Raw genomic sequence first — 22,903 nt, 5'->3', positions numbered from 1 at the left:
TCGACTAATCAACATTGACTAGCGAGTTGACGGCCCGCTAGCCTCCCTGGCATGGCCGAGACCATGATTCCGATCCTGCCGTGCCATTCCATGGGCGAACAGCTGGACTTCTACCGGGCCCTCGGTTTCGAGGTGACCCACCACCAGAAGAGCCCAAACCCATACGCTGCCGTGGCCCTCCCCGGGACCGGCTTCCAGCTGCAGTTCTTCGGGCTGAAGGGATACGACCCCGCCTCCTCCTACAGCACCTGCTACGTCCTCACCGACGATGTGGACGCCCGCTACGAATCCTTCCGGGGCGGCCTCAAGGCCGCCCTGGGGAGGGTTCCCGTCAGCGGGCTGCCCAGGCTCGGGCGGCTGAAGGACACCACATACGGCGTACGGCAGTTCCTGCTGACCGACCCCGGCGGCAACTGCATCCGCATCGGACAGCCCATCTCCGACAACTTCGACCACTCACCGATACCCAAGGAGCGCTTCGCCCGCGCCCTCCACCAGGCAACCCTGCTCGGTGAATCCAAGGGCGACCACGCCGCCGCGGCCCGCATCCTCGACCGCGCCCTCACGGGCGGCAAGGGCGAACCGACCCCCGAGCAACTCGTCCAACTCCTCCTGCTGCGCGCCGAGATGGCCGTCCAGCTCGGCGACGGCTCGCAGGCGACAGGACTGCTGGACCGGGTCGCACGGCATGACCTCTCCGGGGCCGCGCTGGAGCGCGTCATGGACCTGCGCGAGCAGCTCGCGCGGTGCGCCGCACCGGGCGCCGGTGGTGTGAGCGGGGCGCCCCGGCGTGAACAAACCACCTGACACAGGAGCAATAAGGAGAGAAGAGGAATAAGTAAACTTTGTTGCATTGGCCACTACTCCCCGCAGGCAAGACAGTTGACATGAGAAGCAGCGAAGCGGCTCAAGTCGTTCCGGGGGTGGCTCATGGGAATCGGAGTGGGGGATCGGTGGAGACTGACGCGAGTGGTGCTGCGCCATCGCAGATGTGAGACCGGCGAGTTGGTCGGCCTCCTGGAGCGTTCCTCGGCCACCACCCCTTGGCGGCAGGGCGCGTTGGAGGCCGCCCGCGCCGCGCGGGCGGCACAGCGCGCGGTCTGCGGGTTCGCCAGTCCGCTGCGGGAGACCGCACTGACCGCAGTGGTCCTGCGCGAACTGGGCCATGGGGCCAGCCTGGTGGTGGGCGTGGAACCGGTTCCGGAGGGCGTGGAGCGGCGGTTGTGCTCCTGGGTCGAGGTCGGCGGCCGGGTGGTGTCCACCGAAGCGCCGGTGGAAACGCTGTACCGGGAACTCGCCCGCTATCCCGAGCAGGTGAGCCGATGATGCCCTGTACGCACGCCGCACGTGCCGTCGGCTTCGCCGGGCTGATCCGCACCGGCGGCTTCTCGGTCACCCGCCTCGGCGCCTGCGGCTGCCGGATCCCGGCGATCTGCAAGGTGGAACTCTCGGCCTTCGACGACCGACCGGAGCTGACCCGCACCTGGTGCAATCCGGCGACCCGCACCGTATGCCGGGAAGCGCTGGCCCAGTTCCCCGTGTTCTACTCCCAGACCGGCGACGGTGTCCGCTTCGCCACCGACGCCCACACGGTGGCGGGCCCCGGCGCCCAGCCATACCGCCCGGCCGTGGCCGCCCTGCTCTCGGGCGCTGCCGTGCCCTCGCCGTTGACCCCTTGGCAGGGCGTGTTCCGGCTGCCCGCCGGCTCCGAACTGTCCTGGGCCGACGGCCGGTTGCGGATCCGGCTGCACGACACCGACCTGCGCGAGCTGCCGTCCGGCGGCATCCGCCAGGCACTCGCCCAGGCACTGGCCACGGCACCGGGCGGGCAGCTCGCGGTATCTGGTGGCGCCGGCTCCTGGGCACTGGCCCAGGTCGCGGCGCAGGAAGGACTCCCGCTGACCGCCGTGCACGCACATATCGACGTGCCGGTACTGGACCGACGGCGAGCCCGGCTGGCCGCCGCGTTCCCCCGCTGCGAGATCACCGACGCGACGGCGGCCTGGGAAGCGCGGCGCGACCTGGACCAGCCGCCGCCGCCCGCCGAATGCGACCCATGGGCTCAGTTCCTGACCGTCCGGGCCGGCGGGCTCCCCCCGGTCAGCGGCGATGGTGTGGTCCGCCTGCTCACCGCACTGCCCTCGCCGCGGTCCTGGTTCGGCAAGGGCTGGCGCAGACTGACCACCGACCAGCCCGCCACGGCGCTCGCCGGGCAGCCCGCCCGCTGCGCATGGTCCCCACCGCCTTCGCCGCCCGTACCCTCGCCGGCCGAACCGACCGAGCCGACCGGACTGCTGGACGGCGGAGCGGTCCGCGCGGCAGGCGTGGCCCGGTCTGCGTGGACACCCGGCCACCTGGTCCCCGACGACGCACGGCGGACGGCCCGCGTCCGGCTCACGGTGCTCAGCGCACTGCTGGACCAGTGCGCATGGGCATCGCAGACCCTGCTGCCGGTGCTGCACCCGGCAGTGGTGGGAGCCGCACTCGGACAGCGCTCCGCCCAGGCACGTAACGGGCTGCTCGCCCAGCTCCTGCCGCCGGGCCTGCGCGCCATCGATCCCCCCGCCCAGGGCAAGGAACGCCTGCTGGCCGCGGCCTGGGCCACGGCACATCTGGCCCGGCCCGACAACCGCCAGAAGCTGCTGGACCGACTGGCCGGAAGCGACTGGGTGCGCGCGGACGCCCTGCAGGCAGCCCTGGCCACACCGACCGGGCGGCTGCGCAACGCCCTTGAACTCCACCGGATCAGCGCGGCCCTGTCCGCCTGGCCCGAGAGCTTCCACGAGGACGGCATGGCTCCCGCGGACTCGGCACCCGCCGCCGACATCACCCCTGCCCCCCTGCCCGCCCTGCCCGCCGAGATCGCGGCACGGCTGCGGCTGGGCGACGGACTGTCCGTCCACCCGCTGCCGTTCGGCGGGGCCATGGTCATCGACCGGGGCAACCTCACCGCGGTGGAGATCGACCCGCCGACCGCCGAAATCATCACCGGCGCCACCCCCATTGGCACCTACGATCTGCCCGACCCGGTGCGCGACCGCCTCGCCGCCGGAATCGCCGAAGGCTGGCTGCTGCCGGTCGGAGCGCGCGGAAGCAGGCGGTGATCACGACGCCGGCCTTCGGCTGAGGCCGGTGGCGTGACGCCCGTACCATTGACAGTGATCATGTGACCGGTGGTCTGCTGCTGAGCCTGACTCACCCTCTGAGAGGAGAAGCCGTCTGAGAGGAGAGACCGTGGCGAATCTGAGCCTGGCCGAAGTGGAGGCGCTGGCGCGCCGGGCACACGCCGCGCAGGTGGACAAGTCCGGGCAGCCGTATGCCGGGCATCTGGCGGCCGTGGCCAAGGGGGTTGCCGAGCGCGGGGGGTCCGCGGAGCAGGTGGCCGCCGCATGGCTGCACGACGCGATCGAAGACGAAGCGCTGTCCCGCGAGTGGCTTGCCGGGGCAGCCCTCTCGCAGCGGGTGAAGGACATGATCCTGGCGGTGACCAAGCGGCCGGATGAGTGTCCGGAGGACTATGCGGCGCGAATTCTCGCCGTCCCCGGCGCTCTGTTGATCAAGGAATCCGATATGGCGCACAATGCGGACCCGCAGCGGCTGTCGGTGCTCGATCCGGCGACCCGGGAGCGGTTGTCCGCAAAATATGCCCGAATGCGGGAGCTGCTGGGGTTGGCTGAAGGCAGGCGCTGAAGGCAGGCGCTGAAGGCAGGTAACGCCCGTAAAAATCCGCGCAATTGGACACTCGCGTTGCGTTTGTAAAGCGGGGTTGGTAGACATGGCGATCGGCGTTGCAGGGTAACGCCCGATCCTGTTTCCATTGATCTTGGGGGAATTCTCGTGGCGACTCCGCCGCCTCAGCAGCCATACCCACCCCAGGGCCCGTACCAGGCGCCACAGCAGTACCAGGGGCCGAACCCTTATCAACAGCCGCACCCGCAGCCGCAGTACGGCTACCCGCAGCTCGCGGCCGCGCCGGGACCCTCCTACGGCTACCCCGCGCCCGCGCCCGGCCCCGCTCCCGTGGATTACCCGGCCGGTCCATATCCCACCGCCGCCCCGCCGCAGTTTGCCGGGCAGCAGCGGGTATGTCGTATCTGTGGTGGATTCCCCGCCGTTGAGGCGACCATCCGGGGGCATCAGGGCATTCTTGTCATGATGCGGTTCCTGCACCTGAAGGGGCCCTTCTGCCGCACTTGCGGAACCGCCGTACTGCGGGACATGACCGGCAAGACATTGGTGCAGGGCTGGTGGAGCCCGCTCTCCGCGCCCATCTTCACGCCATTCACGCTGATTTGGAATTCGGTCGTCCGGGCCAAGGTGAAGAAGCTCCCGCCCCCGGCTCCCGGGCAGCCCGGCCCTCAGCTGGATCCCGGCGCACCACTGCTTCGCCGGCCCGTCGCTCTGGGGCTTTTGGTCCCGGTGGGTTACTTGATATTCGTCGTGGTGTCCATCGTCATGCAGGTGACGCGGGGGTCATAGCGCGTTCCCGCGCCCGGAACGTTCCCGGTGTGGTGGCGACCACCCGGCTACCCGGCGCGCGGCTCGGGCACCTCCGATCCGGCCATGGCCAGCCGACTGAGGGCGGCGGCCGATCGGCTGCCCTCCTCGGCGCCGAACACATGCACCTCCAGGCCCGTCTCGCCGGGGGCGGCGGGCACCTGCAGTGTCTCGTAGTCCAGGGTGAGCAGCCCGGCCACCGGGTGTCGCAGTCGCTCGCGCCCCGCCCTGCACATCACCACCTCGCCGGTGTCCCAGATCCGCCGGAACTCGGCGCTGCCCATGGACAGTTCGGTGATCAGCGCGGCCACTTCCGGGTCGTCCGGGTAACACCCCGCGGAGACCCGCAGCTGGCCCACGGCCTCCGCGGCCCGGTCCTCCCACTCGGGGAAGACCACCCGGGAGGCGGGGTCGAGGAAGAGATACCTGGCCTGGTTCCGGTCGCGGCCCCCCGGGTCGGCCAGGCCGGTCAGCTCGCCGCCCAGGGCGTTCCAGGCCACCACATCGAGGCGGTAGTCGGTCGCGAAGGCAGGGAAGTGGCCCATGGTGTCCAGGATTTGCCGCAGCAGCGGGCTGATCCGGACCCTGGGCGCGGCGCACCGCCGGGCAGCGGCCAGGGTGGCGAGGTGGCTGCGCTCCGGCGCGCCCAAGCCGAGTGCCTCGGCGAGTGCGTCGAGCACCTCGGGGGACGGCTGGGTGGCCCGGCCCTGTTCGAGGCGTATGTAGTAGTCCACGCTGATCCCGGCGAGCTGGGCCAACTCCTCGCGGCGCAGCCCGCGCACCCGTCGTCGACGGCCGCCGACGAGCCCGACCTGCTCCGGCTCGATGCGCCCCCGGCGGGCGCGCAGAAAGCCGCCGAGTGCCCGCCGGGCGTCGCCGACTCCGTCGATTCCGTCGATTCCGGCACTGTTCCCGCTGCGGTTGCCGACGCCGTCTGTTGTGTGCTCGATGTGGTCCACGCCGTTCATAGGCTCAAGTATGCGTGGCCCTCGCAGTACCAGGATTGCCGTTCCACCGGTTGAAGGGGGTGCTGGCTACCCGGTCGCGCCCGGGAGATCGTGGCGGCATGAACGAAGCCACGCCGCAGCAGCGGAAGAAGATCCTTGTCGTCAGCGCCCATCCGGAGCCCCGTTCGCTCAACGCCGCCCTGGCCTCCTTCGCGGTCGAGGACCTGCGTGCGGCGGGCCATGAGGTGCGGGTTTCCGATCTCTATGCGATGAAGTGGAAGGCGGCGGTGGACGCCGACGACTTCCCCGACCACCCCGCGGACCGGCGGCTGCAGGTGATATCCGCCTCCGAACAGGCCACGCTGGCGGGCCGGCTGTCACCCGACATCGCGGTGGAGCAGGAGAAGGTGCGCTGGTCGGATGCGGTGATCCTGCAGTTTCCGATGTGGTGGTTCTCGGTGCCCGCGATCCTGAAGGGCTGGGTGGACCGGGTGTTCACCAGCGGGTTCGGCTACGGCGCGGCATTCCCCCCGCCCTACAGCGAGGGCGCCCTGGGAGGGCGGCGGGCGCTGCTGTCGGTGACGGTCGGCGGCCGGGAATCGGCGTTCGCCGACCGGGGCATCCACGGGCGGCTGGCGGACGTCCTCCGCCCGGTACAGCACGGCCTGTTCTGGTTCACCGGCATGGCGCCGCTCGAGCCGTTCGCGGTGTACGACTCGGATGACCTGGCGGAGGAGCGATTCGCGGCGGCCAAGCGGGAGTATGGGCGACGGCTCGACGGGCTCTTCACGGACGAGCCGGTCCCGTTCCGGTCGCTGGTCGGTGGCGACTACGGCCGCGATATGCGGCTGCTCCCGGGCGTGGAGGCGCCGGGCACGAGCGGATTGGACATCCACCTCCACCCGCGCGGCTGAGCGCCCCGGCCGCTTGCCCGGCGGACACAACCGCACCCGGCCCATCGGGGACTCCGTGCGGAGAGCCCTGTCGAGCCGGGTGCGGACGGGACGGCGGGGGGTCAGGCCTTCTTGGTCTCCGTGGTTCCTGCACCGCCGTCGCGGTTGGTGTGCCCGGCATGACGGGTTCGACATCCGCCGGAAGCCCGGTCAACACGGCAACGAAAAGTGCTTCGGCCGCGGCGACTACGACGAACACCAAGCAGAGCCCATCTCTGTTAACCACCGGGTCCATACCAGGTAGGCGCTGAAAGCGCGAGGCTAGGTATTTGCTCCCTCGCCGCAGTGGGCACATTCGGTGCTGCGCTCGAGCAGGAGGCCGTACCAGCGCAGCACGCTTTGGCTGTCCACGTTTATCCCCATGGGTTCCCACGAGGCGTGGGCGAGTTCTCGACGGTTGATCCACTGGTAGATCGGTGCGACGAGGTCGGCGCTCAGTGTCCGGAACGCGTCCGATCGGCCGTCGAGCAATTCCAGCAGGGCGAGTTTGACCATGAGCAGGGCGATCGGCACGATGTCACTGGACAGGCCGGGCTGGGGTGTCACCTCGCGGTCGGTGTAGGAGCTGCGGGAGGCGTCCCGGACGCTGCTGATCTCATTGTCGGCGGCTTCCCGGGGGAGTGCTTGGACGAAGCACTGGTAACACGGGGTGAGCCCTGGGATCACTCGCTGCACAATGCCGCCGTAGGCCCGCCGGTAGACGCCGCCGATGATCATCGGATACTTGCCTTGCAGACAGAGCCGGTTGACCAACAGGCGGCTCTCCCTGGCGTCCGTTGCGCAGATGACCAGGTCAACCCGCTCGCCGAGTATCAGGTCCCGCACCTCGCTCCGGGTGTCCCCGGAGATACGCGTGGTGCTGGTCACCACCCGAGCGGCCGGGTTGTGGCGATGGACCAGGTCGCGCAGAGCGTTGACCTTCAGCCGACCGACGTCGTTGAGGCCGCATTCATGCCGCGAGACGTTGCCGATCTCAAGGCGATCGTCATCGAGCAGCACGAACCGGCCCACTCCGGCCCGCACCAGCTCACGAACGATGAAGCTTCCTCCGGATCCCAGTCCGAGCACAGCGACACACGTGTCCTGAAGCGCGTCAGCGCCGATGATGGCGCTGACCCGGTCGGATGTGACGGAACGAGACGGGATGACGCTGGTACCGAGTCGTTCACCCAGCCCTGCGCCCAGTCGTGTCGAGCGGTGCGCCCGGACGCCGTCCCCCTCGGCCCAGCACACAACTGCCCGGCCGGGCTCGTCGAGGACCCAGTCGAGGGCAGGAGGTTCGGGCAACACCAGCACGTCGGTGCCGGCGGCGCCGTCCACGTATCCCACGTCGCCCTGGTCGATGATGCGCATTCCGAGCCGCAGCCGTACTGTGGACGCGGCAGCTGCGAGGGAGCCGTACGCCGCCGCTCCCAGTACCAACTGGCGGGGAAGGGAGGGCAGGCCGTTCACGAGAAGGCTTTCATGTCTTCGGCGTCCACCTGCGCCACCCGGTCGCCGGGTCGTTCGTTGCCACTGATCACTTCCCACTTACCGTCGGCGCCCATCACCATCTTCTTGCCCGGTGGCATACGTCCCGAGGCCGCTTGTTCTAGAAAAGCGCGAATGTCACTGTGCTTGCCGCTGGCCATGAATCCCTCCCGTGCTCGAACTCGGTGTGTCAGGCTTCTGCGAGGAAGTTGCTGATAGGGCTTCCATCCTCAAGGTGACACTCATAAGCTGCGATCCACAGAGTCCCTTTCCGAATGACTTTGTTGACCGATATATTGGCACTCCAGAACTCGGGTCGAAATGTGCACACCTTCGTCCAGCCCGGACGATCGGTCTGCCAGACATGCATGGCGGAACTCGTGCCGTATGACTCGATACTCCGCAGTCCATGCCAGCCGAAGAGCGGGCTCGGCGATGTGATGTAGGTGCTCGGGCATTCATCCGGATACCCGGACGGAAAGTAGACTCGCAGCGTGTACTCCGTGTTCGTGTTGCTGATCCAGGACCCGTGTGCGTAGGTCCGCCCACGCGCTGTCGTGTCATAGAAATCAAAAGAATTGTACTCGCTGCGCAGAAGGGCTTGGTCCTGCGCCAGTCCGTACATTTGGTACGGCTCCCAAGTCATCTCTTCCTCGCCTTTCGCCACGGGCTCGATTACGGTCGTCGGCTCTTTATGGCAGTCGGTCGAGCTGCTTGATTCCCCAGTCCAGCGGTACCTGTAACATGTACTTCTCATCCGGTGTTTTCGGGATCCACCGCATTCCCTGCGCCCGCCCGGATTCCGGATGGACCGTGCACGAGAAGACGACTGGCGAAGTGCCGTCCCAGGCCAGCAGCAGGGAGACCCGGGCACGGTGTCGGCGTCGACTGATGGCTACCTCGAACCCGCGCTCCTCGGCGAGGGGCGTGGCCTCGATGTCATAGTCCCGTGGCAGCTTGCCGAGCAGCGGTTGGACACATTCATTGAAGTAGGTGACGAGGTCGGCGATCGGCAAGTACTGGCCCGAGGTCAGCGCGCTCTCGGCGGATGGCCGGTCGGACGTTCCCGGTGATCGCCGCCGCCCCGTCTCCGACTCGGTGGAGCTGCCCAGTTGGCACATGCAGCGTGGTGCCTGTGGGGCAGGACGCAGTGTCTCGTGCAGGTCTCCGCTTCGCGCGATGTCCTTGACCGCGTGTCGTAGTGGGCTTTCGCCGGGCAGTACTTGGAATCCGGTATCCGAGCGGGACAGGATCCTGCTGTCCAGGTAGAAGAACGGGGTGAGCAGGACTTTGGGAGCAGACTTGCGCAGGACCTTGGTGCGTGCTTCGCCAGTGAAGTTCGCGATGACCTCGACGTATTGAGGACGCTGGAACTTCTGCCCATACCGGCGGGTCCGCTCACGGTCGCCCGAACTCGGCTCGTACAGCCCGATCGAATGGTGCGAGTGCCACATTCCCAGGCATTGGGTTCCGAAGCGCTCCCAGAGGATCGTCTCCATCTCGAAGGTCACGTGAGGATCGAGTTCCAAGGAGTGGATTTTTCGTACCGCGCGTTCGGTCGGTCGGGTGGCCAACTGCACCGTAGGGTCGCCACCATGGCTGAACAGGCCGAAGAGGCTGCCGCCGGTTTCGATTTCGGAATAACTCTGTGTCTCGTCGAAGATCACATCGATTTCGGATTCGTAGATCCGGACCAGGCGGTTGTCTGTCATGCCAACCCTTCTGCGATCTGGAGGAGGCGGCAGTCGGCGGACCAGCTTGCCGCGTCGATCGTCAGATGTGCCCGCTCGCCCCGGATTTCGTACACCACCAACGGCGCGTTGGCGGGGTAGTCCCGGTCAAGCATGAAACCGACTTCGAGATTGCCACGAGTGGCGACCAGTTGCACAGCGAGGAGCCCGGTCTCCCATTTCTTTACGTCGAAGCCATGGTGTTTGAGTTCCGTGCATTCCGATTCGATCCGGCTGTGGCGATCCGAGGTGGCGTCGGTGCTCAAGTGTGGCCGTGCCGACTCCGTCCAGGTTCCCGGTCCGAATTTCGAGAGCAGATCCACGACGCGGTCGTCGTTGAACTGCCAGTACAACTGCACACAGTTGACGATGAACCAGGCGACGACGGCCGCAACGATCTGATCGTCCGGATAGTCAAGTTCGCCGAGGTTGACATATTGCCAGGTGGGAAACGAACCCTGGTACGGGCGGCTGGCTTGCGGCCACCAGCCGAACCGTGCGACCTTCACTTCGAAACCGGGTGCGTTGTCGGCGGTCGGAAACAGTGCGTGCAGGTAGGCGAAAGCATCGAGGTATCCCTCGTGGACCTCGAATCGTACGACGATCGTGGGGCGATCCCCGAGCCGGGCCGATGCGACCTTGATGCCCTCCAAGGCGTTGGAGATCACGGCATATTCGGCGAGGCCAGGGACTTCGATCAGTGCGTCGTGAACGAGTCCGGGTGTCTTCGATCCGATCCCGGTCCCGGTCGAAACCGTGGGATACACCAAGACTTTCGACGGCCTTCCGCCGACGAACGCGGGGGTATGGGGACTGTGTACCCCGTAGGCTGGGCCCGCCGGAGCGCGCAGCGTCTGCTGTCGCTCCTGGCCCAATGCGCTCGGCTGAGGCCTCTGCGCGGGATCCAGCCACTGTTTACGCACCTGCTTGATGGCCAGATCTGTCGCACTCTTGGCGATGCCGGCGATGATCGCCTTTGCGACGAGCGCGACGAAGTACTCCATCTCCGTCTCCCCCCGAAGAACCCGATCCCAAGGGTGGCATAGGGGAAGGTCCGGCAACATAGGTTTCCGCCAATTCGTCAGCACGGACGAGGGCAACGTGGCTGCGAGCGTCGTCCCGAAGGGGAGGCGACGGGTCGGAGCGCCACAGAACTGGCGCTACGCCGCCGTACCGTCCTTGACGAGCCCACCGGCTACGCGGGTCTTCGAACTGCCGCTGGAAGAACTGGCGGGCAACGGCTCGTTCTGGTAGTCGGCTGGGTCGGTGACCTGCGGCGCCGGAGGCGTCGTCCTTGAGCTGTCTACTCGGGTGGTGGCGGCTTGTAATCAGGTGCTGTCATGCACCCAGCCCGGCCGGTCTGGCGGTATTCCTCTGCGGAGGATCGGTTCGACGCCGGTCCTCATGCGCGCGGTGTGGAGCAGGCCGTCCAGGTGGTTGATCCCGTCGTGGACGAGACGGGCGAGGCCGCGCTCGTACACGCTGGTCACGGCTTCGCAGCTCAGGGCCGCGGTCTCCGCGGTGATCTTCAGGGGCCGGGGAACAAGGCCGCGGACGTCGAAGAAGCTGAGGCAGCCCTCGTACTGCTCGTCCGTCTCGTCAGAGCCAGTTGTGACTTTCGGATTGAGCAGGATAGTGGCGGCGTCGCCGGGCGGTTGGACGACGGCGGCGCGTGCGGCGCCGATCTGCGGCGCCGCGAGGCCCATGCCTTTGGCGAACGGTTGGACCTGGCCGATCCCTCGGCCGGCAGATCGAAGGCGTGGTCGGGTTCGGCGGGGATGGCGGCACCGTGCTGGGCGACGCCGAGGTCTCGCATGCGCTGGCTGGGGTGCATGTCAATCACCCGAACGCCCCTTGATTTGCCTCTCGTTCACGCCCTCGCACTTGATGGCGAGGGTGGCGCGGCGAAACCCAAGCCAGCTCTCCAGCGTGGTGCGCTCGTCGGCGTTCAGGGGCGGAACAGGGCGTTCGATGGCACTCATCGGCCGATTATCACCAGCGGCCGAAGCCGTCTACAGGCAGGACCCCCGACAGGGCGAACGCTGCCTGATGCGGCACTAGGCGAGGCGGCAGGCGTTGGTGGCGCGGTCCGCTCGGACCTGAGCGACATCGTTCTGCACGAGATTGCACAGCGGATTCGCCAGCGGCAGACCCGAGCCGCCTACCAGGCAGCCGATGCTGTTGAGGTCGTTGGCGCGGTTGGGGGAGGGGCTGGAGGCCAGGTACCCCGCACAGGTGGGGCCGTCGGCGTGAGCGGCCGGCGCGGCGATGACCGCCCCGCCCAGGATCAGGGCCGCGGCACCTACCGCGGCGGAGAGGCGGGCGCGGAAGGCCGAGTCCATAACGTTTCCTCACGAGTCGGCGAGCGGGAGTGAAACAGCGGACCGGAACACCGCGGCGCCCTGGATCAACGCGGGGCTGGGCCGTACCCGTTGCGGCCCCGCCGGGGCGGTGATCGCTGCCCTCCGCGCGGGCCTGGGTCTGGGCGACGCGGTGACGGAGCTATGCGTCAACCACGAGGGGCGGTGGAGGGGAATTCCGTTGCGCTTCACCGCCGGAACCCCAAGTGTGTGCCTCCCCCGGCTGGACGCCGCCGAGGCCCGCCGGCTGATTGCCGCCGACGCCAAGCTCCGTGATGCCTACGAGCCTCTGGCCCGCCTGTACGTCCCTGCACATTCCGAGACGAAGGAGAAGACCGCAGTGCTTCAGACCGCTGTCCGTATCGCCACGGCCGCCCAAGCTGCGACCGTCACCAGCAACAGCACGGTGGTCACCGACTGGGCCCTCCGCTACTTCGGCCCCTGGTGGAATGCCACCAGCACCGCCCCCGACGTCGACGCGGCGGTGATCGCCGACGTCAACGTCGACCGGGCCACCGAGATCGCTCAGCGTGTGGCCGACCACTCCCATGAAGAGACCGTCTACGCGAACTCGCGCATGCTCGTCGACCGGGACGACGACGGCGCCGTGGTTGCCTCCCAGCCCGATGACAAGCTCGTCTACCGGGCCGAACCCGGCGGGCCTCTGCACATCTACGGGTGTGAGGACGTTCCTGTCGCCCTGGCCGCCGCACGGCTCGCCCGCGAGGTCATCCGCGGGCAGCTGCTGGCGGACGGTTGGTCGATCCTGCATGCTTCCGCCGTCGTCCGCGACGGGCAGACCGTGCTGACTCTGGGCGACAAGGGCGCCGGGAAGACCACCACCGCCCTTCTCCTGGCCTGCGCCGGCTGGCAGTTGCTGGCCAACGACCGCATCTTCATCCGCTGCGAGGATGACCGGCTGCGGGTCTTGCCCTGGCCATCGGCCGCCGCCATCGGCCTGGGACTCCTGGACGCCCTCGACTGGTACGAGACCGTCCGCGAACGTCTCCAGAGTGGTGAACAACTCCACCCCACGCAGCACCAGAAGGTCACCGGTGCCCTCCGCTCCGGCAGCCGCACACCCCTGTGGAAGGAGTCCGGCAAGGAACTCAAGCCCCAGTTCTTCCCCGATCAGCTCCACACCTGGCTCGGCCTGACCCTGGCCACCGAAGGACACGCCACTCACCTTCTCTTCCCTCGCATCATTCCCGGCACCGAGCCCGCCCTTCTCGACGAGGATCGCAGCGTGGAGGCCGGTGACTTCTTCACCGCAGGCACCGAGGACCGCTACCCGGACGTTTTCGGACTCCTCCCCGCCGACCTCCCCAGCACCGGGCCCCTGCTCGACCTCCTCGGCGAGCTTCCCCGGCACGCTCCGACCCTCGGACATGACGTGAAGGCGAACACCGACTTCCTCACACAGATCACAGGCCCGACTGCCCGAACGAACGGTGGCGGAGATGCCGTTCGGCATCTCCGCCACCGTCGTAATCCGAGAGATCGGCTGTCTTGACGCCATCCCGTCTGCCATCCTCCGTGCCCTGATAGTTATGGCACCACCCACCGTCCTGGTGGGGAAGTTCGACAACCGGCCCACCTGGTCCAACGCCACCCCAGCGTTCGACAACCGTCCGACCTGGGACAACTGGAACAAAAAGAAATAGCCCGGCAGACCGCTCCCGGCCGCCGGAGAGATGGAGCCCCACTGTGGACAGCCGCACCTTCGGCCGAGTGACGCTGACCCTGCCTGGCCTCGACGAGCCCGGCCTGTACCTGTCCAACGTTCAGTCTCTCGAAGGCGGCCGGGGCGCCGTGCAGGACTTCCAGTACGCCGACGCCGACCTGCGCATGCTCGACCTCGCGGACACCCAGCTCCTGCGCGGCCGGATCACCGACCTGCGCACCGGACGCGCTAGCTTGGACCAACTCCATCTGAACTCGATCGAGTTCAGTGGATGCGACTTCGGCTCGGCCCAGTGGCGCAAGAGCAAACTCTCCCGGGTCGCCTTCCGTAACTGCAAGATCATGGGCGGCGTCCTGGACGACCTGACCCTCGACGACGTCCTCTTCGAGAACTGCAAGCTCGACTACACGGCCTTCTCCGGCCTCCGCGCCACCGGCCCCGTCGTGTTCTCCCAGTGCGTCCTCGCTGAGGCGTCCTTCACCGAATGCGACCTCACCGACGCTGTCTTCGACGGCTGCACCCTGCGCCAGACCGAATTCGCCAAGGGCCGCTACAAGGGCCTGGACCTGCGCGGCAACGACCTCTCCAGCCTCCTCGGCGTCGCCAAGCTCTCCAAGGTCCTCATCGGCCGCACCCAGCAGCTCGAACTCGCCCAGGCACTCCTCACCGAACTCGACGTCACCTACGGCGAAGACCTCGACGAACCCCGATGATCCGGAGGAACCCCGCATGCCCCTGGCCATCGCGGCCGACGACCCTGCCGCCTTACGCAAGCGCTGCGAGGCCACCACCCTGCGCACGATGCGCGGAGACTCCCCGTATGAGGAGGGCGCGGTCGTCCCCGCCGGTCCTTGGACGGCCATCTCCGACGAGACCGCGCGGGACCTGACCGCCGCCGCAGCCCAGGCCCGCGACAGCACGCTGGTGGAACTCGTCCAGGTGCCGCAGCCCGTCGGCCCGCTCGCCGCACTCGCCGAACCGATGGGTGACACGGCTGCCTTCCACCTCGGCCAGGCCCGCTCGCCCGCCGATGCGCTCACTACCACCGGCAACCACGAGTACGGCCGCCGCATCGGCCTCCACGTCGACAACTGGGACCGGCTCTCGTACGCGGCCAAGCACACTGGCCGTCGACGGCTGTGCCTTAACCTCGGCCCCGGAACCCGCTACCTCCTTCTGGCCGACCTCGACATTCGTGCCATGTGCCGAGCCGTCCACCAGGACTTCGAACGCCGCTACCCGCACACCGATGACCTGCGACAGTACGTCACCGAGGGCCACCTGGTCCTGTGCTTCCGCCTACGCTTGGAGCCCGGCGAGGGCTACATCGCCCCCACCGAGCTCACCCCGCATGACGGCTCTACCGAAGGCCAGTCCGAACCGTCCACCGCCGCGTTCTGGCTCGGGCACTGGCCGCGTGGGACTCTCCCCTCCCTGGTGTGAGACCTAGCCCGTGCTCATCGCGGGCGGAGCGAGCGCTGCGGATCTACGCACACCTGTGGCCGGGCGAAGATGACCGCACCCGGTCCGTCATGGACTCCTTGTCGGGAGTCCCGCGGAACCGGGTGCGGACGGAGTACAGATGAGCTGGGCCAAGATTCAGGCCTTCTTGGTCTCCCAGAAGATCCGGTCGATCTCGGCGATCAGCTCCAGGGCCTTCTCACCCGTCTTGGGGTCGGTCGACGCCTTGGCCGCGCTCAGGGCCTTGAGGGTGTCATTGACCAGCTGGTGCAGCTGGGGGTACTTCTCGAAGTGCGGGGCCTTGAAGTAGTCGCTCCACAGCACCGAGACATGGTGCTTGGCCAGCTCCGCGCGCTGCTCCTTGATGATGGTGGCGCGGGCGCGGAAGTGGGGGTCCTCGTTGGCCTGGTACTTCTCCTGGACTGCCTTGACCGATTCGGCCTCGATGCGGGCCTGGGCCGGGTCGTATACGCCGCAGGGGAGGTCGCAGTGGGCGCTGACCTTTACCTTGGGGGCGAACAGGCGGGAAAGCATGAATGTGCTTCCTTCCTCGTGATCGTCTTCTCAGGTGCGAGATTACTCGGTGTGGGAAGGCTTTTCCCGGGCGCCCCGGGGTGCTTAGGGCAAAAGTCCAGTGTCAGCCTGGGACCTGAGACTGGTTGGAGATAGGACCGGGAGTGAGGTGCCGTGGTGCAGGAGCAACTGGACGAGCGCGGGCCGGAGCTGGACCGCGAGCGTCGTGGACTGCTGCGGATCGGGCTGGCCGAGGTCTACAACCCCTCGATGGTCCCCACACTGAACCCGGGGGATCAGCTGGTGGTGCAGTACGGGGCGACGGTGCGGCCGGGGGATGTGGTGGTGCTGAGGCATCCGTTCCGGCAGGACCTGCTGATCGTCAAGCGCGCGGTGGAGCGGCGCCCGGGCGGGTGGTGGGTGATGGGGGACAACCCGCTGGTGGAAAACGACAGCCGGGAGTTTGGCACCGTACCTGACGAACTCGTGGTGGCCCGGGCCTGGGTGCGGTTGCGGCGCCCGCCGGAGGAGGGGCGGCGGTCGGTGCGGGCGCTGGTGTGGTGGGCGGTTTCGGCGGTACGGCCGGTGCGGTCCCCGGGCTATCCGGGGCGCTCGCTCTCCTGGCGCTTGCGGGCCCGGTAGGCGGCGACATTAGCGCGGGTGGCGCAGCGGTCGGAGCAGTAGCGGCGCGAGCGGTTGGTCGAGGTGTCGAGGTAGGCGTTGCGGCAGGGGGCTGCCTGGCAGATGCCCAGGCGTTCGACGCCCAGCTCGGTGAGCTGGACGGCCAGGCCCATGGCGGCCGTTGCCGTGTAACCGGCCGCGGCATTGCTGGCGTGGTCGGCGATGTGCATATGCCAGTTGGGGCGGCCGTCCTCGTCGCGGAACTCATGGCCGGAGATCTGCGGGCTGACGGGGAACTCCATCAGCAGGGCGTTGAGCAGGTCCACGGCCCGTATGGCATCGCCCTCGTCCGCCGCCTCGAAGACGGCGCGCAGCCGGGTCCGTACGGAGCGCAGGCGCGTGACATCGCTCTCGGCCAGCCGGCGCGCCATTTGTGAGCTGGCGCCGAAGAGGCGGCGGGCGGCGTCGATGGAGGTGAGGGTGTCGGTGCCGCGTGCGGGCTCTTCGCTGTTGACCAGCCGCACGGCAAAGTCCGAGTACAGGGCCAGTTCCACGTCGGATCCTCAGTAATGGATGTTGTGGAAACGAGGGTATTACACGTTGAGGGTGTGGGGAGGGGGATGAGGGTGAAGTAATAGGCGACTATCCCTTGTGGTTCTTACGGTGCCGAGGCTGTCGCCGTCCCGTCAGTTCGTAATGGGTGATATTTGGCTTTGGGTATTACCTGCGTGGCGAGATGGAGGCAGTGACATGACGGAGACCACCTCCGGTGTGGACTGGAACTTCTGGCAGACCAGTTGGGACCGCCAGCAGGAGTGGCATATGCCGGACCGCATCTGCGCGGTTCACGGTCATGCTCGACATGGTGGAGGCGTTCGTCGGTACCGAGCCGCGTGTGCTCGACCTGGCCTGTGGCACCGGGTCGATCTCGGCCCGGCTGCTGGCCGGAGAAGCTGCCGCCGGGCAGCTATGACGCGGTGCTCACGGCGACGGCCCTGCACTGGCTGTGAGGCCAGGACGGTGTGGGGCTCGCCCTCCGACGCCATGGTGCTCGCTCTCAAGTAGCGTGTGGGGGCGTGCGGTTGGCCCATACGCCCCCACCGCCCGGCCTTACAGCACCTTGGAGAGGAACGACCTGGTCCGCTCGTGCTGGGGGTTGGTCAGCACCTGGCGCGGGTCACCGGATTCGACGACGGCGCCGTCGTCCATGAAGACCAGCGAGTCGCCGACCTCGCGGGCGAAGCCCATCTCATGGGTGACCACGATCATGGTCATGCCGTCCTCGGCGAGCCCGCGCATCACATCGAGGACGTCGCCCACCAGCTCCGGGTCGAGGGCCGAGGTCGGCTCGTCGAAGAGCATCAGCTTGGGCTCCATGGCCAACGCCCGGGCGATGGCCACCCGTTGCTGCTGGCCGCCGGAGAGCTGGGCGGGGTAGTTGCCCGCCTTGTCGGCGAGGCCGACGCGGTCCAGCAGCTTCAGGGCCCGCTCCCGGGCGACGGCCTTGGTCTCGCGCCTGACCTGGACCGGGGCCTCCATGACGTTCTCCAGCGCCGTCATATGCGGGAAGAGATTGAAGCGCTGGAAGACCATGCCGATGTCCCGCCGCTGGGCGGCGACTTCGCGGTCCCTGAGTTCATAGAGCTTGTCGCCCTGCTGCCGGTAGCCGACCAGGTCGCCGTCCACGTACAGCCGCCCGGCATTGATCTGCTCCAGGTGGTTGATGCAGCGCAGGAAGGTCGACTTGCCGGAGCCGGACGGGCCGATCAGACAGAAGACCTCGCGCGGGGCGACTTCCAGGTCGATGCCCTTGAGGACCTGGGTGGCGCCGAAGGACTTGTGCACGCCCTCGGCCTTGACCATGGCTGTCATCGGACCTCCTGGGGACGGCGCAGCGAGAGGACGTTGGCCCGTAGCTTCTGCCAGGGCGTGGGCGGCAGTTGGCGCAGCGAGCCGCGGGCGAACCGCCGCTCCAGGTAGTACTGGCCGATGCTGAGCACGCTGGTGAGCACCAGGTACCAGGCGGCGGCGAGGAAGAGCATCTCCACCGTGGCGCCCGAGGTCGAGCCGACGTTCTGGGCCGCGCGGAGCAGGTCGTAGTACTGAACGGCGGTGACCAGCGAGGTGGTCTTGAGCATGTTGATGAACTCGTTGCCGGTCGGCGGCACGATCACCCGCATCGCCTGCGGCAGGACGACCCGGCGGAGCGTCTTGGCGTGGCTCATGCCGAGCGCGTGCGAGGCCTCGGTCTGGCCCTCGTCGACCGACTGGATGCCGGCCCGGCAGATCTCCGCCATGTACGCGGCCTCGTTCAGGCCGAGCCCGAGCAGGGCGGCCAGGAACGGGGTCATAAAGGACGACCAGTAGTCCTTGTAGAGCGGCATCAGGTTGATGTACTCAAACACCAGGCCGAGGTTGAACCACACCAGCAGCTGGACGAAGACCGGGGTGCCGCGGAAGAACCAGATGTAGGCCCAGGCGATGGACGAGGTCACCGGGTTCTTGGACAGCCGCATCACGGCCAGCACGATGCCGAGGCCGACACCGACGACCATGGACAGGATGGTGATGGTGATGGTGTTGCGGACGCCCTTGAGGATGTCGGCGTCGAAGAAGTAGTCCGGAATGGCGCCCCAGTGGAGCTTGCCGTGGGCGAAGGCGTTGATCAGCAGGGCCAGTACGGCGAGCGCGACCACGGCCGCGATCCAGCGGCCGAAGTGGCGCACGGGGATGGCCCTGATGGCCTCGGGAGGCGCGGTGGTGGCGGTGTCCGGGCGAGGGGCGTCGTCCGGCTCCGGTGGCCTGTCATTCTCTATCGGCATGAGCGTGGCCTTTCAGCGATCGGCGGATGCGGCAACGACTGGGTCAGGAACCGCCGTTGACCTTCGATTCCTTGATCGCACCTGCCTCGACGCCCCACTTCTTGAGGACCTTTTCGTACTCGCCGTTCTTGATGATGTTGTCCATGGCGGCCTTGACGGCATCCCGGAGCTGGGTGTCCGACTTGGGGAAGGCCATGCCGTACGGGGCCGCCTCGACCTGGTCGCCGATCAGCTCGAAGTCATTGCCGCCACCGGAGGTCTTCACCGCGTACGCGGCGACCGGGAAGTCGCTGATGCCGGCGTCCACACCGCCGCTGCGCAGCCGGGTCTGGGCCAGGAGGTCGGTGTCGAAGGACTCGATGGAGAGCTTCTTGTCACCGCACTTGTCGGCCTGCTTCTTGGCCATGTCCTCCGAGACCGTGCCGCGCTGGACGCCGACCTTCTTGCCGCACAGGTCGCCCAGCGACTTGATGCCCTGCGTCTTGCCCTTGGGGACATAGATCTGGACACCGGCCTGGAAGTAGTCGACGAAGTCCACGCCCTCGCCGACCTTGGTCTTCTTGGCCGGGTCGACGCCGTTCTGCCGGTCCTTGGTGTCGGTCATCGCGGACATGGCGATGTTGTAGCGCTTGGAGCGCAGTCCCGCGAGAATCGCGTCGAACTGGGAGTTATTGAATTCGAACTTGACGCCGAGCTCCTTGCCGAGGGCGTTGGCGATGTCCGGGTCCATGCCCACGGTCTTGCCGTGGTCGACGAACTCCACCGGCGGATAGGCGATGTCCGAGCCGACCTTGATGACCTTGGAGTCCTGGATCGACTTGGGCAGCTTGTCGAAGAGCGGGGCCTTGGCGGCGCCGCCGGAGGCCTCGTTGCCGCCGTCGGACTTGCTCTTGGTCTGGTCGCCACAGCCGGTCAGCAGCAGGGCGCCGGCGACCGCGATCGCGCCGACGGCGGCCAAGCGACTCCTGGCCGCGGCCGGGCGGGGGGTGGTGCTTGCGGTCATTGCTGGTTCCTCCTGCGAGTGAGGGGATAGCCGACTCTTGAACATCGCACTCGGTGCGTTTTGCCGGCCGTAAGCACACTTCGTCGTGCGCCGCGACCTCGGGTGATTGGGGCATCTTGCCATCTGGACTGCGCTGTTCGGAGGCCCCGTCATGTCAAAATCGGATAACGGGCTATCGCCGTGCCGCACCGGATGGTTTACACCGCCGTAATTGTGGCGATCGCTTCCGGTCATTTTGCGACGAGACGTATCTCACGCATCCCCTGTCTCACTACCTGGACCATGTGCCCCAGTTGACCTTGTTTTGACGCCGGCCTGTACGCGACGTGACGGGCGGGGCCGGAACTCACTCGTCGGCCGTAGCGCTCTTCCGGTAGAAAGACCAGTTACACCCCGCACCCGGGGCCCAGGGCGCGCAGGTGCGAGCGCGCTCGGTGTCCGTGCTGTGTCGCAGGCCCGCAGTGGTTCACCCACCGGCGGGGCCATGGACATATGCCCGATCCGCCCCGCAACCAGGGGCGGCTACCCTCGAAGGAAATTACGACAAAGGGGTCAAGACAGTGGCAGCGGAGATCGTGAATCCTCGCAGTGCGAGCGGTGCGGAGGAGGGCGCCCAGGGCGAGCCCTTCGATCCGGCCTTCGCGCTGCACCGGGGCGGCAAGATGGCCATCCAGGCGACCGTCCCGCTCCGGGACCGGGACGACCTGTCCCTGGCCTATACGCCGGGCGTCGCCAAGGTGTGCAGCGCCATCGCCGAACGGCCGGAGCTCGTCCACGACTACACCTGGAAGTCCCAGGTGGTGGCCGTGGTGACGGACGGCAGCGCGGTGCTCGGGCTCGGCGACATCGGCCCCGAGGCGTCCCTGCCCGTGATGGAGGGCAAGGCCATCCTCTTCAAGCAGTTCGGCGGGGTGGACGCGGTGCCGATCGCGCTCGACTGCCGGGAGACCGACGAGATCGTCGAGACGGTCGCCCGGCTGGCGCCCTCCTTCGGCGGCATCAACCTGGAGGACATCTCCGCGCCGCGCTGCTTCGAGATCGAGCGCAAGCTCCAGGAGCGGGTGGACATCCCGGTCTTCCACGACGACCAGCACGGCACCGCCGTCGTCACGCTCGCCGCGCTGCGCAACGCCGCCCGGCTGACCGGCCGTACGCCCGGCGAGCTGCGCGCGGTGATCTCGGGTGCGGGCGCCGCCGGGGTCGCCATCGCCCGGATCCTGGTGGAGGCGGGCATCGGCGATGTCGCGGTGTGCGACCGCAGAGGCGTGGTATCGGCCGACCGCACCGACCTCACCGACGTCAAGCGTGAGCTTGCGTCCTTCACCAACAAGGGTGGTCTCAGCGGCTCCTTGGAGTCCGCGCTGGACGGCGCCGATGTCTTCATCGGCGTCTCGGGCGGGACGGTCCCCGAGCGCGCGGTCGCCACCATGGCCGAAAACGCGCTGATCTTCGCGATGGCCAACCCCGACCCGGAGATCCACCCGGAGGTCGCCCACAAGTACGCGGCCGTGGTGGCCACCGGGCGCAGCGACTTCCCCAACCAGATCAACAATGTGCTGGCCTTCCCCGGCATCTTCGCGGGCGCGCTGCAGGTGCGGGCGTCGCGGATCACCGAGGGCATGAAGCTCGCGGCCGCGGAGGCACTGGCCGCGGTGGTGGCGGACGAGCTGAGCGCGGAGTGCGTCATCCCCTCTCCGTTCGACGAGCGGGTCGCCCCCGCGGTGACCGCCGCCGTCGCGGCGGCCGCCCGCGCCGACGGGGTGGCACGGCGCTGAAGTGTTACGGGGCCGGACGCCCGGCGTCCGGCCCTGGTGGCTGATACGGCCGTTGCGGGAGGGAACCCTGGACGATGTGCGGCAGGCGGGGCTAGGTTCGGATCATGTTCGCCGCCTATGCCGCCCGCATCGACCGTGACCAGCCGCTCAACGGCCTTGAGCTGGGGGAGCGCCCCGAACCCGAGGTACGGCCCGGCTGGACGACCGTCAACGTCAAGGCCGCCTCGCTCAACCACCACGACCTGTGGTCGCTGCGCGGCGTCGGGCTGGGCGAGGAGGCGCTGCCGATGATCCTCGGCTGTGACGCCGCCGGGACGGACGCGGACGGCAACGAGGTGGTCGTCCACTCCGTCATCGGCCAGAGCGGCCATGGGGTGGGCCCCGATGAGCCGCGTTCCATCCTCACCGAGCGCTATCAGGGCACCTTCGCCGAGCGGGTCACCGTCCCCGCGTGGAATGTGCTGCCCAAGCCCGGGGAGCTGTCCTTCGAGGAGGCGGCCTGTCTACCGACCGCCTGGCTGACCGCCTACCGGATGCTGTTCACCAACGCAGGCGTGCGGCCCGGCCAGTCCGTCCTGGTGCAGGGCGCCGGCGGCGGGGTGGCCACCGCGGCCATCGTGCTGGGCGCCGCGGCCGGGCTGCGGGTCTTCGCCACCAGCCGGGACGAGGCCAAGCGCAAGCGGGCCGTGGAACTGGGCGCGGAGGGCGCGTTCGAGCCGGGAGCCCGGCTGCCGCACCGGGTGGACGCCGTCATCGAGACGGTCGGCGCCGCCACCTGGTCCCACTCCGTCAAGTCCCTGGTGCCGGGCGGCACTCTGGTCATCTCCGGCGCGACCAGCGGACCGAACCCGCCGTCCGCCGAACTGCACCGGATCTTCTTCCTGGAGCTCAAGGTGGTCGGCTCCACCATGGGCGGCAAGGAGGAGCTCGCGGACCTGCTGAGCTTCTGCGCCGCCACCGGCGTACGACCGGTCATCGACACCGTGCTGCCACTGGACCGGGCCCGCGAAGGGTTCGAAAAGATGGCCGGTGGCGAGCTGTTCGGGAAAGTGGTGCTCACGCTTTGA

The 22,903-nt window shown here is 68.1% G+C and carries 26 protein-coding genes and 1 pseudogene; 14 read left to right on the top strand and 13 right to left on the bottom strand.

The genetic code is table 11. From position 1 onward, the window contains the following. Positions 1–51: 51 nt before the first annotated feature. From ABCR83_RS13395 to ABCR83_RS13375, 5 genes are all read left to right on the top strand, one after another. The gene (locus tag ABCR83_RS13395; RefSeq protein WP_462695171.1) at positions 52–807 is read left to right on the top strand and encodes a bleomycin resistance protein; all 756 of its coding nucleotides are present in this window, start codon (positions 52–54) and stop codon (positions 805–807) included. Between the two features lie 162 nt (positions 808–969). Then, positions 970–1,326 carry a lasso peptide biosynthesis protein gene (locus tag ABCR83_RS13390; RefSeq protein WP_462695170.1) on the top strand — a complete coding sequence of 119 codons (357 nt, stop codon included), beginning with the start codon at positions 970–972 and terminating at the stop codon, positions 1,324–1,326. Beyond that, positions 1,323–3,104, top strand: a complete 1,782-nt coding sequence (locus ABCR83_RS13385; protein ID WP_462695169.1) for a hypothetical protein — start codon at positions 1,323–1,325, stop codon at positions 3,102–3,104. Before ABCR83_RS13390 ends, ABCR83_RS13385 begins: the two co-directional genes overlap by 4 nt. A gap of 130 nt (positions 3,105–3,234) precedes the next feature. Beyond that, on the top strand, positions 3,235–3,690 hold the full coding sequence (locus ABCR83_RS13380) for an HD domain-containing protein (protein WP_462695168.1): 456 nt from the start codon (positions 3,235–3,237) through the stop codon (positions 3,688–3,690). Between the two features lie 528 nt (positions 3,691–4,218). Continuing rightward, positions 4,219–4,479 (top strand): hypothetical protein, encoded by a 261-nt coding sequence (locus tag ABCR83_RS13375; RefSeq protein ID WP_462695167.1) that lies wholly within the window; start codon positions 4,219–4,221, stop codon positions 4,477–4,479. 47 nt (positions 4,480–4,526) lie between these two features. Here the strand turns inward: ABCR83_RS13375 and ABCR83_RS13370 are convergent, their stop codons facing one another. Then, positions 4,527–5,465 carry a helix-turn-helix transcriptional regulator gene (locus tag ABCR83_RS13370; protein ID WP_462695166.1) on the bottom strand — a complete coding sequence of 313 codons (939 nt, stop codon included), beginning with the start codon at positions 5,463–5,465 and terminating at the stop codon, positions 4,527–4,529. 98 nt (positions 5,466–5,563) lie between these two features. On the opposite strand from ABCR83_RS13370, the gene ABCR83_RS13365 reads away from it, so the two are divergent. Next, complete coding sequence (locus ABCR83_RS13365; protein ID WP_462695165.1) at positions 5,564–6,358, top strand: NAD(P)H-dependent oxidoreductase; 795 nt, start codon at positions 5,564–5,566, stop codon at positions 6,356–6,358. A 300-nt stretch (positions 6,359–6,658) separates the two neighbouring features. Here the strand turns inward: ABCR83_RS13365 and ABCR83_RS13360 are convergent, their stop codons facing one another. The 7 genes from ABCR83_RS13360 to ABCR83_RS13330 form a co-directional block, all read right to left on the bottom strand. Then, positions 6,659–7,750, bottom strand: a complete 1,092-nt coding sequence (locus ABCR83_RS13360) for a HesA/MoeB/ThiF family protein (protein WP_462695164.1) — start codon at positions 7,748–7,750, stop codon at positions 6,659–6,661. A 95-nt stretch (positions 7,751–7,845) separates the two neighbouring features. After that, entirely contained in the window at positions 7,846–8,028 is a 183-nt protein-coding gene (locus tag ABCR83_RS13355) for a hypothetical protein (RefSeq protein WP_462695163.1), read from the bottom strand. Positions 8,029–8,559: 531 nt separating this feature from the next. Then, positions 8,560–9,579 carry a hypothetical protein gene (locus tag ABCR83_RS13350; RefSeq protein ID WP_462695162.1) on the bottom strand — a complete coding sequence of 340 codons (1,020 nt, stop codon included), beginning with the start codon at positions 9,577–9,579 and terminating at the stop codon, positions 8,560–8,562. Beyond that, complete coding sequence (locus ABCR83_RS13345; protein ID WP_462695161.1) at positions 9,576–10,601, bottom strand: hypothetical protein; 1,026 nt, start codon at positions 10,599–10,601, stop codon at positions 9,576–9,578. The genes ABCR83_RS13350 and ABCR83_RS13345 overlap by 4 nt, the downstream gene beginning before the upstream one ends. A gap of 324 nt (positions 10,602–10,925) precedes the next feature. Further along, positions 10,926–11,303, bottom strand: coding sequence for a peptide deformylase (locus ABCR83_RS13340; RefSeq protein WP_462695160.1), 378 nt, complete (start codon positions 11,301–11,303; stop codon positions 10,926–10,928). Positions 11,304–11,432: 129 nt separating this feature from the next. Next, positions 11,433–11,579, bottom strand: coding sequence for a hypothetical protein (locus ABCR83_RS13335; protein WP_462695158.1), 147 nt, complete (start codon positions 11,577–11,579; stop codon positions 11,433–11,435). Positions 11,580–11,654: 75 nt separating this feature from the next. Next, positions 11,655–11,939: a hypothetical protein gene (locus ABCR83_RS13330; protein ID WP_462695157.1), complete on the bottom strand. Its 285-nt coding sequence runs from the start codon at positions 11,937–11,939 to the stop codon at positions 11,655–11,657. Between the two features lie 109 nt (positions 11,940–12,048). On the opposite strand from ABCR83_RS13330, the gene ABCR83_RS13325 reads away from it, so the two are divergent. From ABCR83_RS13325 to ABCR83_RS13310, 4 genes are read left to right on the top strand one after another with little or no spacing between them, the layout of a single operon-like run. Continuing rightward, on the top strand, positions 12,049–13,470 hold the full coding sequence (locus ABCR83_RS13325; RefSeq protein WP_462695156.1) for a phosphoenolpyruvate carboxykinase (ATP): 1,422 nt from the start codon (positions 12,049–12,051) through the stop codon (positions 13,468–13,470). Continuing rightward, the gene (gene amcA, locus ABCR83_RS13320; protein WP_462695155.1) at positions 13,418–13,621 is read left to right on the top strand and encodes a multiple cyclophane-containing RiPP AmcA; all 204 of its coding nucleotides are present in this window, start codon (positions 13,418–13,420) and stop codon (positions 13,619–13,621) included. Before ABCR83_RS13325 ends, amcA begins: the two co-directional genes overlap by 53 nt. Before the next feature lie 43 nt (positions 13,622–13,664). After that, positions 13,665–14,354 carry a pentapeptide repeat-containing protein gene (locus tag ABCR83_RS13315; protein ID WP_462695154.1) on the top strand — a complete coding sequence of 230 codons (690 nt, stop codon included), beginning with the start codon at positions 13,665–13,667 and terminating at the stop codon, positions 14,352–14,354. 16 nt (positions 14,355–14,370) lie between these two features. Further along, positions 14,371–15,084: a hypothetical protein gene (locus ABCR83_RS13310; protein WP_462695153.1), complete on the top strand. Its 714-nt coding sequence runs from the start codon at positions 14,371–14,373 to the stop codon at positions 15,082–15,084. Between the two features lie 156 nt (positions 15,085–15,240). Here the strand turns inward: ABCR83_RS13310 and sodN are convergent, their stop codons facing one another. Next, complete coding sequence (sodN, locus tag ABCR83_RS13305) at positions 15,241–15,636, bottom strand: superoxide dismutase, Ni (RefSeq protein ID WP_004937667.1); 396 nt, start codon at positions 15,634–15,636, stop codon at positions 15,241–15,243. 156 nt (positions 15,637–15,792) lie between these two features. Here sodN and sodX point away from each other — a divergent pair, with 156 nt between their 5' ends. Continuing rightward, positions 15,793–16,257 (top strand): nickel-type superoxide dismutase maturation protease, encoded by a 465-nt coding sequence (gene sodX, locus ABCR83_RS13300; RefSeq protein WP_462695152.1) that lies wholly within the window; start codon positions 15,793–15,795, stop codon positions 16,255–16,257. Here sodX and ABCR83_RS13295 read toward each other — a convergent pair. Further along, positions 16,215–16,790, bottom strand: coding sequence for a CGNR zinc finger domain-containing protein (locus ABCR83_RS13295; RefSeq protein ID WP_462695151.1), 576 nt, complete (start codon positions 16,788–16,790; stop codon positions 16,215–16,217). The genes sodX and ABCR83_RS13295 overlap by 43 nt on opposite strands. 196 nt (positions 16,791–16,986) lie before the next feature. Between ABCR83_RS13295 and ABCR83_RS13290 the strand changes: the two are divergent. Next, positions 16,987–17,243 (top strand): annotated as a pseudogene (locus ABCR83_RS13290) (class I SAM-dependent methyltransferase); the annotation flags it as partial. A 103-nt stretch (positions 17,244–17,346) separates the two neighbouring features. On the opposite strand, the gene ABCR83_RS13285 reads toward ABCR83_RS13290, so the two are convergent. Genes ABCR83_RS13285 through ABCR83_RS13275 form a run of 3 tightly spaced genes read right to left on the bottom strand, consistent with a single transcriptional unit; the run spans position 17,347 to position 20,061 of the window. Then, entirely contained in the window at positions 17,347–18,108 is a 762-nt protein-coding gene (locus ABCR83_RS13285) for an amino acid ABC transporter ATP-binding protein (protein WP_462695150.1), read from the bottom strand. Further along, on the bottom strand, positions 18,105–19,058 hold the full coding sequence (locus ABCR83_RS13280) for an amino acid ABC transporter permease (protein ID WP_462695149.1): 954 nt from the start codon (positions 19,056–19,058) through the stop codon (positions 18,105–18,107). Before ABCR83_RS13280 ends, ABCR83_RS13285 begins: the two co-directional genes overlap by 4 nt. 43 nt (positions 19,059–19,101) lie before the next feature. Next, a complete protein-coding gene (locus tag ABCR83_RS13275; RefSeq protein ID WP_462695148.1) occupies positions 19,102–20,061 on the bottom strand; it encodes an ABC transporter substrate-binding protein in 960 nt (319 codons plus the stop codon). Between the two features lie 560 nt (positions 20,062–20,621). On the opposite strand from ABCR83_RS13275, the gene ABCR83_RS13270 reads away from it, so the two are divergent. Both ABCR83_RS13270 and ABCR83_RS13265 read left to right on the top strand, forming a co-directional pair. After that, the gene (locus ABCR83_RS13270) at positions 20,622–21,836 is read left to right on the top strand and encodes an NAD(P)-dependent malic enzyme (protein ID WP_462695147.1); all 1,215 of its coding nucleotides are present in this window, start codon (positions 20,622–20,624) and stop codon (positions 21,834–21,836) included. Positions 21,837–21,940: 104 nt separating this feature from the next. After that, entirely contained in the window at positions 21,941–22,903 is a 963-nt protein-coding gene (locus tag ABCR83_RS13265; protein WP_462695146.1) for a zinc-binding dehydrogenase, read from the top strand.

The sequence above is a fragment of the Streptomyces xingningensis genome, from assembly GCF_054957865.1.
Note: the sequence above shows the minus strand (reverse complement) of the source record. Positions and strands in the feature narration are given on the sequence as shown.